Source organism: Roseateles sp. P5_D6, assembly GCF_054049415.1.
Map to the genome: position 1 here is coordinate 48,874 of NZ_JBFUMK010000033.1, position 12,144 is coordinate 61,017.

Consider the following 12,144-nt stretch of genomic DNA (forward strand, 5'->3'; position numbering starts at 1 on the left):
CCGGCACCCCGTGCCGGCGTCAGGAGATCAGGCTCAGATCCAGTTGCCGCTGTTGTTGCGACGGTGCTCGTCGTCCTCGGCCAGCTTGCGGTCGATGGCGGCGAGGTGGGCGTCGGCGCTCGGCAGGGCAGCCTTGGCCAGGTCCACGGATGGCGCCCCCAGCAGGGCGTCGGCCGGCGCGGTCAGCAGGTCGCTCAGGCTGACCGTCGCATCCTTGCCGTCGTCGGCCTTTTGCGGCTGCACGTCCTTGGCGAACCAGACGTCGGCCACGTCATGCTTGCCGCCGTCGGTCGTCGTGTAGCTGGAGACCAGGCCGATGAGGTTGCCGTGGTCGCTGCCCGAACCCTTGGCGGCGTTCAGGTCGATGGAGGCGACACCCACCTCGTCCAGCGTCTTCAGTTCGCCGGCGTCGGTCTTGCCATCGTGGTTGGCGTCGACCCAGACCTGCAGCTGCTTCCAGTTGGCGTCGTGTGCATCGAGCTTGCCGTCATGGTTGCTGTCCTGCTCGGCCATGGCGGCATAGCCGTCCTTGGCGTGCTTGCCATTGGCCAGGATGGTGCCCATGCCGAAGAGCTCGCTGCCGTTGTTGATGATGCCGTCGAGGTTGCGGTCCATGACGAGCAGGCCATCGCCACCGGCAATCCAGCCGACCTTGTCCACATGGCCGGAGCCGATCAGGTCGAAGTTGACGCCCTGGGCGGCGGCCAGCGTGTTGATGCCGTGGCCGTCCAGGTCGAGCACGATCGGCGTCTTGGAGAAGTAGGCGTCGAGCTGGGCGCCGTTCATCTCGCCGACGGCCGCGTTGGTCAACGCGTCCAGCTGGGCCATGCTCATGGCGGCGATGTCGCGGGTCTCCAGGCCGGCGACCTGGTCGGTCGTGATGGCATGGACCTGGTCGGTCGTCAGCGCGGCGGCCTGGTCCGTCGTCAGCGCGGTGATCTGGGTCACCTTCAGCGTCGTGAACTGGGCCGTGGTGATCGCGTCGATCTGCGCATTGCTCAGGGCCGCGAAGTTGGCCGTGGTCAGGGCGCGCAGGTCGTCGGTCTCCAGCGCCTTCATCTGGTCGGTGCTGAAGGACTGGACCTGGCTCGAGGTCATGACGCCGAACTGCGAGGCCGTGAACGAGTTCAGGTCGTCCGTGGACAGGTGGTTGATCTGGCTGGTCGTCAGCACATTGACGCGGCCAGCCAGGCCGGTCAGCTGGTCGGTCGTCAGGGCTGCCAGCTGGGTGTCGGTCAGGGCACGCAGCGAGGCCGTGGACAGCTTGGCCAGGTCGCTGGCGTCGATGGCCACGATCTGGTCGGTCGACAGCGAGGCCACCTGTTCCGTCGTCAGCACCGAGACCTGTGTCGAGCTCATCGCCGTCATGTCGGCCGCCGAGAAGCCGTCGAGCTGGCTGGTGGTCAGCGACAGCACCTGGGCGGTGCTCAGCGCGACGATGTGGTCGGTCGACAGGGCCGCGAACTGGTCGGAATCCAGGCCGGCCAGGGCGGTCGTCGTGACGGCGCGCAGGTCGGCGGTTTCCAGCTTGGCGAGCTGGCTGGTGGTCAGCGCACCGAACTGGTCGGAGTCCAGCGCGGCGAACTGCGCCGTGCCCAGGGCATTGAGGTTGTCGGTGACCAGGTTGCCGAGCTGGCTGGTGGTCAGTGCTTCGGCCTGGGCGGAGGACAGGTTGCTGAACTGGCTGGTGGTCAGGCTGTTCAGGTCGGCCGTGCCCAGGGTGTTGATCTGCGCCGTCGTCAGGTTGTTGATCTGCGTGCTGCTCAGGGCGCGCAGCTGGTCGCTGGTGAAGGCGTCGAGCTGGTCGGACGAGAGGTTGCGCAGGGCTGCCGTGGACAGCGACTTGATGTCGGCCGTCTCGATGGCGGCGACCTGGGCCGTGGACAACACGTCGGCTTGCGTCGAGCTGATCGCGGCGATCTGCGTCGACGTCAGGGCCACCATGTCGGCGGTACTCAGGCCCTGGATCTGGGTCGTGCCCAGCGCGCCAATCTGTGTCGCTGTCATGGAACCGACGGCATCACTGGCCAGTGCAGCAACCTGGTCGGAGCTCAGCGCGTTCAGTGCGGCGGTGGACACCGCGCGCAGGTCGGCCGTCTCCAGCTTGCCCAGCTGGCTGGTGGTCAGCGCGCCGAACTGGCTGGAACCCAGCGCAGCGAACTGCGCGGTGCCCAGGGCGTTGAGGTTGTCGGTCGCCAGGTTGGCGAGCTGTGCGTTGGTCAGGGCCTGCACCTGGCCCGAGGACAGGTTCGCGAACTGGCCGCTGGTCAGGCTGTTCAGGTCGGCCGTGCCCAGGGTGTTGATCTGGGCCGTGGTCAGGCTGTTGACCTGGCCGCTGCTCAGTGCGCGCAGCTGGTCGCTGGTGAAGGCGTCGAGCTGGTCGGAGGACAGGTTGCGCAGGGCGCCGGTGGACAGCGACTTGATATCGGCCGTCTCGATGGCCGCCAACTGGGCGGTGGACAGCGAGCCGGCCTGGGCGGAGTTCAAGGCAGCGACCTGGGTCGAGGTCAGCGCGACCATGTCAGCGGTGCTGAGGCCCTTGATCTGGGCGGTGCCCAGCGACCCGACCTGCGCCGTCGTCAGTGTGCCGACGGCATCACTGGCCAGGGCGCCGATCTGGTCGGAACTCAGCGCATTGAGGGCCGCGGTCGTCACGCCGCGCAGGTCGGCGGTTTCGAGCTTGCCGAGCTGGCTGGTGGTCAGCGCGCCGAACTGGCTGGACGACAGGGCCGCGAACTGTGCCGAACCCATCGCATTGAGGCTGTCCGTCGCCAGGTTGGCGAGCTGGACGCTGGTCAGCGCCTGGACCTGGGCCGTGGACAGGGTGGCGATCTGACCGGTGGTCAGCGCGTTCAGGTCGGCGGTACCCAGGTTGGCGAACTGCGGGCTGGTGCTCAGCGCATTGAGCTGGGCCGAGGACAGCGCGCGCAGTTGGTCGCTGGTCAGGGCGTCGAGCTGGTCGGTGGACAGGTTGCGCAGGGCTGCCGTGGACAGCGACTTGATGTCGGCCGTCTCGATGGCCGCGATCTGGGCCGTGGACAGGCTGGCCGCCTGGGCGGAGTTCAGCGCCGCGATCTGGCCCGAGGTCAGGGCCACCATGTCGGCCGTGCTCAGCCCCTGGATCTGGGCCGTGCCGAGGCCGGCGATCTGGGCCGTGGTCATGGCGCCGACGGCGTCGCTGGCCAGGGCACCGATCTGGTCCGACGACAGGCCGTTGAGGGCCGCCGTCGAGACCGAACGCAGGTCACCGGTTTCGAGCTTGGCCAACTGGCTGGTGGTCAGGGCGCCGAGCTGGCTGGACGACAGGGCTGCAAACTGCGCGCTGCCCAGGGCGTTCAGGCTGTCGGTCTTCAGGTTGCCGATCTGAGTGTTGGTCAGCGCCTGGACCTGGGCCGTGGACAGGTTGGCGAACTGGCCGCTGGAGAGGCTGTTGAGGTCCGCCGTGCCCAGGGTGTTGATCTGGACCGTGGTCAGGCTGTTGACCTGGCCGCTGCTCAGGGCACGCAGCTGGTCGCTGGTGAAGGCGTCGAGCTGGTCGGAGGACAGATTGCGCAGGGCACCGGTCGTCAGCGACTTAATGTCGGCGGTCTCGATGGCGGCGACCTGGGCGGTGGACAGCGAGCCGGCCTGGGCAGAGTTCAAGGCCGCGACCTGGGCCGAGGTCAGGGCGACCATGTCACCCGTGGTCAGGCCCTGGATCTGGGCAGTGCCCAGCGAGGCCACCTGGGCGGTGGTCATGGCGCCGACGGCGTCGCTCGCCAGGGCACCGACCTGGTCGGAACTCAGCGCATTGAGGGCGGCCGTGGTCACCGCACGCAGGTCGGCGGTTTCGAGCTTGCCGAGCTGGCTGGTGGTCAGCGCGCCGAACTGGCTGGAACCCAGTGCCGCGAACTGCGCCGTGCCCAGGGCGTTGAGGCTGTCGGTGGTGAGGTTGGCGAGCTGGGTGCTGGTCAGCGCCTGCACCTGGGCCGTGGACAGGGTGGCGATCTGGCCGGTGGTCAGCGCGTTCAGGTCGGCGGTACCCAGGTTGGCGAACTGCGGGCTGGTGCTCAGCGCATTGAGCTGGGCCGAGGACAGCGCGCGCAGCTGGTCGCTGGTCAGGGCGTCCAGTTGGTCGGTCGAGAAGTTGCGCAGGGCAGCCGTCGACAGGGCCTTGATGTCGGCCGTCTCGATGGCCGCAATCTGGGCGGTGGACAGGCCGGCGACCTGGGCCGAGTTGATGGCGGCGACCTGGGCCGAGGTCAGGGCGACCATGTCACCGGTGGTCAGGCCCTTGATCTGGGCGGTGCCCAGCGAAGCGACTTGCGCCGTGGACAGGGCACCGACCGCGTCGCTGGCCAGGGCACCGATCTGGTCGGAGCTCAGGGCATTGAGGGCGGCCGTCGTGACGGCGCGCAGGTCAGCGGTTTCGAGCTTGGCCAACTGGCTGGTGCTCAGGCCGCCGAACTGGCCCGAAGTGAGGGCTGCGAACTGGGCCGTGCCCAGGGCGTTCAGGTTGTCGCTGGCGAGGTTGGCGAGCTGGGTGCTCGTCAGCGCCTGGACTTGGCCCGAGGACAGATTGGAGAACTGGCTGCTGGTCAGGCTGTTCAGGTCGGCCGTGCCCAGGGCGTTGACCTGGGCCGTGGTCAGGCTGTTGACCTGGCCGCTGCTCAGCGCGCGCAGCTGGTCGCTGGTGAAGGCGTCGAGCTGGTCGGAGGACAGGTTGCGCAGGGCGCCGGTGGACAGCGACTTGATGTCGGCTGTCTCGATGGCGGCGATCTGGGCCGTGGTCAGGCTGCCGGCCTGCGTGGAGTTCAGCGAGGCGATCTGGCCCGAAGTCAGGGCGACCATGTCGCCGGTGGTCAGACCCTTGATCTGGCTGCTGCCCAGCGAGGCGACCTGCGCCGTGGACAGCGAGCCGACGGCGTCGCTGGCCAGGGCGCCGACCTGGTCGGAGGACAGGCCATTCAAAGCCGCCGTGGTGACGGCGCGCAGGTCAGCCGTTTCGAGCTTGGCCAGCTGGCTGGTGGCGAGGCCACCGAACTGACTGGAGCTCAGCGCCGCGAACTGGGCGGTGCCCAGGGCGTTGAGGTTGTCCGTGCTCAGATGGCCGAGCTGATCGGTGGTCAGCGCGCGGACCTGGGCCGTCGACAGATTGGCCATCTGGCCGGTCGTCAGCGAGTTCAGGTCGGACGTCGACAGGTTGGCGAGCTGCGGGCTGGTGGTCAGCGCATTGAGCTGGGTGGAGGACAGGGCACGCAGCTGGTCGCTCGTGAGGGCATCCAACTGGTCCGTGGACAGGTTGCGCAGCGCAGCCGTGGACAGCGACTTGATGTCAGCGGTCTCGATGGCGGCAATCTGGGCCGTGGACAGCACACCCGCCTGGGTGGAGTTGATGGCGGCGACCTGTGCCGAGGTCAAGGCGACCATGTCACCCGTGGTCAGGCCCTTGATCTGGTCGGTGCCGAGCGCGGCGATCTGGGCGGTGGTCAACGAGCCGACGGCGTCGCTGGCCAGCGCACCGACCTGGTCTGAGGACAGGCCATTGAGGGCAGCGGTCGTGACGGCGCGCAGGTCAGCTGTTTCGAGCTTGCCCAGTTGGCTGGTGCTCAGCGCACCGAACTGGCTGGAACTCAGCGCCGCGAATTGGGCGGTGCCCAGGGCATTGAGGTTGTCGGTGGTCAGGTGGCCGAGCTGGTCGGTGGTCAGCGCGCGGACCTGGGCCGTCGACAGATTGGCGATCTGGCTGGTGGTCAGCACATTCAAATCGGCCGTCGACAGGTTGTTGACCTGCGGGGCGGTCGTCAGCGCATTGAGCTGCGTCGAGCTCAGTGCGCGCAGCTGGTCGCTCGTCAGGGCGTCGAGTTGGTCCGTCGACAGGTTGCGCAACGCGCCGGTGGAGATGGACTTGACGTCGGCTGTCTCGATGGCGGCGATCTGGGCGGTGGACAGCGCACCCGCCTGGTTGGAGTTGATGGCGGCAATCTGGCCGGAGGTCAGGGCGACCATGTCACCCGTCGTCAGTCCCTTGATCTGGGCAGTGCCCAGCGAGCCGACCTGTGCCGTCGTCAGCGAGCCGACGGCGTCACTGGCCAGGGCGCCGACCTGGTCGGAAGACAGGCCGTTGAGCGCGGCCGTCGAGACGGCGCGCAGGTCGGCGGTCTCGAGCTTGCCGAGTTGGGCGGTGGTCAGCGAGCCGAACTGGCCGGAGTTCAGGGAAGCGAACTGGCTGGTGCCCAGCGCGTTCAGGTTGTCGGTGGCGAGGTTGCTGAGCTGCGTGCTGGTCAACGCCTGGACTTGGGTCGACGAAAGGTTGCCGAACTGGCCGCTGGTCAGGCTGTTCAGGTCCGCCGTGCCCAGCGTGTTGACCTGGGATGTGGTCAGGCTGTTGACCTGGCCGCTGCTGAGCGCGCGGAGCTGGTCGCTGGTGAAAGCGTCGAGCTGGTCGGACGACAGATTGCGCAGGGCGCCGGTCGTCAGCGACTTGACGTCGCCGGTTTCGATGGCGGCAATCTGGGCGGTGGACAGGCTACCGGCCTGCGTGGAGTTCAGTGCAGCGACCTGACCCGAGGTCAAAGCGACCATGTCACCCGTGGTCAGGCCCTTGATCTGGGCGGTGCCCAGCGAGGCGACTTGCGCCGTGGTCAACGAGCCGACGGCATCGCTGGCCAGGGCGCCGACCTGATCGGAAGACAGGCCGTTGAGGGCGGCGGTCGTGACGGCGCGCAGGTCGGCCGTCTCGATCTTGGCCAGCTGGCTGGTGCTCAGTGCGCCGAACTGGCTGGACGACAGGGCCGCGAACTGGGCAGTGCCCAGCGCGTTGAGGTTGTCGGTCGACAGGTTGCCGAGCTGGTCAGTCGTCAGCGAACGGATCTGAGCCGTCGACAGGTTGGCCATCTGGCCAGTCGTCAGCACATTCAGGTCGCCCGTGGAGATGTTGACGAGCTGCGGGCTGGTGGTCAGCGCGTTCAGCTGGGTGGAGGTCAGTGCGCGCAGCTGGTCGCTCGTGAGGGCGTCGAGTTGGTCCGTCGACAGGTTGCGCAGCGCGCCGGTGGAGATGGACTTGACGTCGGCTGTCTCGATGGCGGCGATCTGGGCGGTGGACAGCGCACCCGCCTGGTTGGAGTTGATGGCGGCGATCTGGCCCGAGGTCAGAGCCATCATGTCGCCGGTGGTCAGGCCCTTGATCTGGGCGGTGCCCAGCGAGCCGACCTGTGCCGTCGTCAGCGAGCCGACGGCGTCACTGGCCAGGGCGCCGACCTGGTCTGAGGACAGGCCGTTGAGCGCAGCCGTCGTGACGGCACGCAGGTCAGCGGTCTCGAGCTTGCCGAGCTGGCCGGTGGTCAGCGAACCGAACTGGCTGGAGTTCAGCGCCGCGAACTGGCTGGTGCCCAGCGCGTTCAGGTTGTCGGTGGCGAGGTTGCTGAGCTGGGTGCTGGTCAGCGCCTGGACCTGGCCCGAGGACAGGTTGGCGAACTGGCCGCTCGTCAGGCTGTTCAGGTCTGCCGTGCCCAGCGTGTTGACCTGGGATGTGGTCAGGCTGTTGACCTGGCCGCTGCTGAGGGCGCGGAGCTGGTCGCTGGTGAAGGCGTCGAGCTGGTCGGAGGACAGTTTGCGCAGCGAACCGGTGGTCAGCGACTTGACGTCGCCCGTTTCGATGGCGGCGATCTGGGCGGTAGACAGGCTACCGGCCTGGGTCGAATTGATGGCAGCGACCTGGGCCGAGGTCAGGGCGACCATGTCACCCGTGGTCAGGCCCTGGATCTGGGCGGTGCCCAGCGAGGCCACTTGAGCGGTCGTCAGCGAGCCGACGGCATCGCTGGCCAGGGCACCGACCTGATCGGAAGACAGGCCGTTGAGGGCAGCGGTCGTGACGGCGCGCAGGTCAGCCGTCTCCAGCTTGCCGAGCTGGCCGGTGGTCAGTGCGCCGAACTGGCTGGACGACAGGGCTGCAAACTGGGCGGTGCCCAGGGCGTTGAGGTTGTCGGTGGCGAGGTTGGCGAGCTGGGTGTTGGTCAGCGCCTGGACCTGCGCGGACGACAGGTTGGCGAACTGGCTGCTGGTGAGACTGTTCAGGTCGGCCGTGCCCAGCGTATTGATCTGGCTGGTCGTCAGCGAGTTGATCTGGCCGCTGCTCAGCGCACGCAGTTGATCGCTGGTGAAGGCGTCGAGCTGGTCGGAGGACAGGTTGCGCAGGGCGCCGGTGGTCAGCGACTTGATGTCGGCCGTCTCGATCGCAGCGATCTGCGCCGTGGACAGACCGGTCACCTGGGTCGAGTTCAGTGCAGCGACCTGGCCCGAAGTCAGGGCGACCATGTCACCCGTGGTCAGCCCCTTGATCTGGGCCGTGCCCAGAGAGGCGACTTGGGTTGTCGTCAGCGAGCCAACAGCGTCACTGGCCAGCGCGCCGACCTGGTCCGAGGACAGGCCGTTGAGCGAGGCGGTCGTGACAGCACGCAGATCGGCCGTCTCCAGCTTGCCCAACTGGCTGGTGGTCAGAGCGCCGAACTGGCTGGAGCTCAGCGCCGCGAACTGGGCGGTGCCCAGGGCGTTGAGGTTGTCGGTCGCCAGGTTGGCGAGCTGGGTGTTGGTCAGCGCCTGGACCTGGCCCGAGGACAGGTTGGCGAACTGGCCGCTGGTCAGGCTGTTCAGGTCGGCCGTGCCCAGGGTGTTGACTTGGGCAGTCGTCAGCGAGTTGATCTGGCCGCTGCTGAGCGCGCGCAGTTGGTCGCTGGTGAAGGCGTCGAGCTGGTCAGACGACAGGTTGCGCAGGGCGCCGGTCGTCAACGACTTGACGTCAGCCGTCTCAATAGCCGCCAGTTGGGCGGTGGAGAGGCTGCCGGCCTGGGTAGAGTTCAGCGCCGCGACCTGGCCCGAAGTCAGAGCGACCATGTCGCCGGTGGTCAGGCCCTTGATCTGGGCCGTGCCCAGCGAGCCAACTTGTGCCGTGGTCAGGGAGCCGACGGCATCGCTGGCCAAGGCGCCAACCTGGTCTGAGGACAGGCCGTTGAGTGCGGCGGTCGTGACGGCACGCAGATCGGCCGTCTCGAGTTTGCCCAACTGGCCGGTGGTCAGCGCACCGAACTGGCTGGAGCTCAGCGAGGCGAACTGGCTCGTGCCCAGGGCATTGAGGTTGTCGGTCGCCAGGTTGGCGAGCTGGGTGTTGGTCAGCGCCTGAACCTGGCCAGAGGACAGGTTGGCGAACTGGCCGCTGGTCAGGCTGTTCAGGTCAGCCGTACCCAGCGTATTGATCTGGCTGGTGGTCAGCGAATTGACCTGGCCGCTGCTGAGTGCACGCAGCTGGTCGCTGGTGAAGGCGTCGAGCTGGTCGGACGACAGGTTGCGCAGGGCGCCGGTCGTCAGCGACTTGACATCGCCCGTTTCGAGGGCGGCAATCTGGGCGGTGGACAGGCTGCCGGCCTGCGTCGAATTGATGGCAGCGACCTGGGCCGACGTCAGGGCGACCATGTCGCCCGTGGTCAAGCCCTTGATCTGGGCGGTGCCGAGGGAGGCGACCTGCCCGGTGGTCAGCGAGCCGACGGCATCGCTGGCCAGGGAGCCGACCTGGTCGGAAGACAGGCCGTTGAGCGCGGCGGTCGTGACGGCGCGCAGGTCAGCCGTCTCCAGCTTGCCGAGCTGGCCAGTCGTTAGCGCACCGAACTGGCTGGACGACAGGGCTGCGAATTGGGCGGTGCCCAGCGCATTCAGGTTGTCGGTCGCCAGGTTGGCGAGCTGGGTGTTGGTCAGCGCCTGGACTTGGGCCGAGGACAGGTTGGCGAACTGGCCGCTGGTCAGGCTGTTCAGGTCGGCCGTGCCCAGCGTATTGATCTGGCTGGTCGTCAGCGAGTTGATCTGGCCGCTGCTCAGCGCGCGCAGTTGGTCGCTGGTGAAAGCGTCGAGCTGATCGGACGACAGATTGCGCAGCGCACCGGTCGTCAGCGACTTGATGTCAGCTGTCTCAATGGCCGCCAGTTGGGCGGTGGACAGGCCGGCCGCCTGCGTGGAGTTCAGTGAAGCGACCTGGCCCGAAGTCAGAGCGACCATGTCGCCGGTGGTCAGGCCCTTGATCTGGGCCGTACCGAACGAGGCGACCTGGGCCGTGGTCATTGAGCCGACGGCGTCACTGGCCAGTGCGCCGATCTGATCGGAAGACAGGCCGTTGAGCGCGACGGTCGTGACGGCGCGCAGGTCGGCGGTTTCGAGCTTGCCGAGCTGGCTGGTCGTCAATGCACCGAACTGGCTGGAGTTCAGGGCCGCGAACTGGGCGGTGCCCAGGGCATTGAGGTTGTCGGTCGCGAGATTGGCGAGCTGGGTGTTGGTCAGCGCCTGGACCTGGCCAGAGGACAGATTGGCGAACTGGCCGCTGGTCAGGCTGTTGAGGTCGGCCGTGCCGAGCGTATTGACCTGGCTCGTGGTGAGGCTGTTGATCTGACCACTGCTGAGCGCGCGGAGCTGGTCGCTGGTGAAGGCGTCGAGTTGGTCGGAGGACAGGTTGCGCAGGGCGCCCGTGGTCAGCGACTTGATGTCCGCGGTCTCAATCGCGGCCAGTTGCGCGGTAGACAGGCTGCCTGCCTGCGTGGAGTTCAGCGCCGCGACCTGGCCCGAGGTCAGGGCGACCATGTCACCCGTGGTCAGGCCGTCGATCTGGGCGGTGCCCAGCGAAGCAACTTGAGCGGTGGTCAGCGAGCCGACGGCATCGCTGGCCAGGGCACCGACCTGGTCGGAAGACAGGCCGTTGAGCGCGGCGGTCGTGACGGCACGCAGGTCAGCGGTTTCGAGCTTGCCCAGTTGGCCGGTGGTCAATGCGCCGAACTGGCTGGACGACAGGGCGGCGAACTGGGCCGTGCCCAACGCGTTCAAGTTGTCCGTGGCGAGGTTGGCGAGCTGGGTGTTGGTCAGTGCCTGGACCTGGCCCGAGGACAGATTGGAGAACTGGCTGCTGCTCAGGCTGTTCAGATCGGCCGTACCGAGCGTGTTGACCTGGCTCGTGGTCAGGCTGTTGACCTGGCCGCTGCTGAGGGCGCGGAGCTGGTCGCTGGTGAAGGCGTCGAGCTGGTCAGACGACAGGTTGCGCAGGGCGCCGGTGGTCAGCGACTTGATGTCGGCGGTCTCGATGGCCGCCAACTGGGCGGTCGACAAGGTGCCGGCTTGGGTGGAGTTCAGCGAGGCGATCTGGCCCGAAGTCAGGGCGACCATATCGCCGGTGGTCAGGCCCTTGATCTGGGCGGTGCCCAGCGAGGCGACCTGTGCCGTGGTCAGCGAGCCGACGGCGTCGCTGGCCAAGGCGCCGACCTGGTCGGAAGACAGGCCGTTGAGCGCGGCGGTCGTGACGGCACGCAGGTCAGCGGTTTCGAGCTTGCCGAGCTGGCCGGTGGTCAGCGCACCGAACTGGCTGGACGACAGGGCCGCGAATTGGGCCGTGCCTAGCGCGTTCAGGTTGTCGGTCGCCAGATTGCCGAGCTGGTCGGTCGTCAGCGAACGGATCTGAGCCGTCGACAGATTGGCCATCTGGGCCGTCGTCAGCACATTCAAGTCACCCGTGGAGATGTTGACGAGTTGCGGGCTGGTGGTGAGCGCGTTCAGCTGGGTGGACGACAGGGCGCGCAGCTGGTCGCTGGTCAATGCATCCAGTTGATCCGAGGACAGGTTGCGCAGTGCGCCGGTGGAGATGGCCTTGACATCGGCCGTCTCGATGGCGGCGATCTGGGCGGTGGAGAGCACGCCTGCCTGGGTCGAGTTCAACGAGGCGACCTGGGCCGAGGTCAGGGCGACCATGTCGTCCGTGGTCAGGCCCTTGACCTGGGCGGTGCCCAGCGAGCCGACCTGTGCCGTGGTCAGCGAGCCGACGGCATCGCTGGCCAGGGCGCCGACCTGGTCGGAAGACAGGCCATTGAGGGCGGCCGTCGTGACGGCACGCAAGTCAGCGGTTTCCAGCTTACCGAGCTGGCCGGTGGTCAGTGCACCGAACTGGCTGGACGACAGGGCTGCAAACTGGGCGGTGCCCAGGGCATTGAGGTTGTCGGTCGCGAGATTGGCGAGCTGGGTGTTGGTCAGCGCCTGGACCTGCGCGGACGACAGGTTGGCGAACTGGCCGCTGCTCAGGCTGTTGAGGTCGGCCGTGCCCAGGGTGTTGATCTGGCTCGTGGTCAGCGAATTGATCTGGCC

Annotated in this window: 1 protein-coding gene; it reads right to left on the bottom strand. The window is 67.7% G+C overall.

What is annotated here, in order from left to right; translation table 11 throughout:
* Nucleotides 1–33 precede the first annotated feature (33 nt).
* A partial coding sequence (locus ACXJKM_RS28570) for a hypothetical protein (protein WP_457356448.1) occupies nt 34–12,144 on the bottom strand: 12,111 nt, incomplete at its 5' end.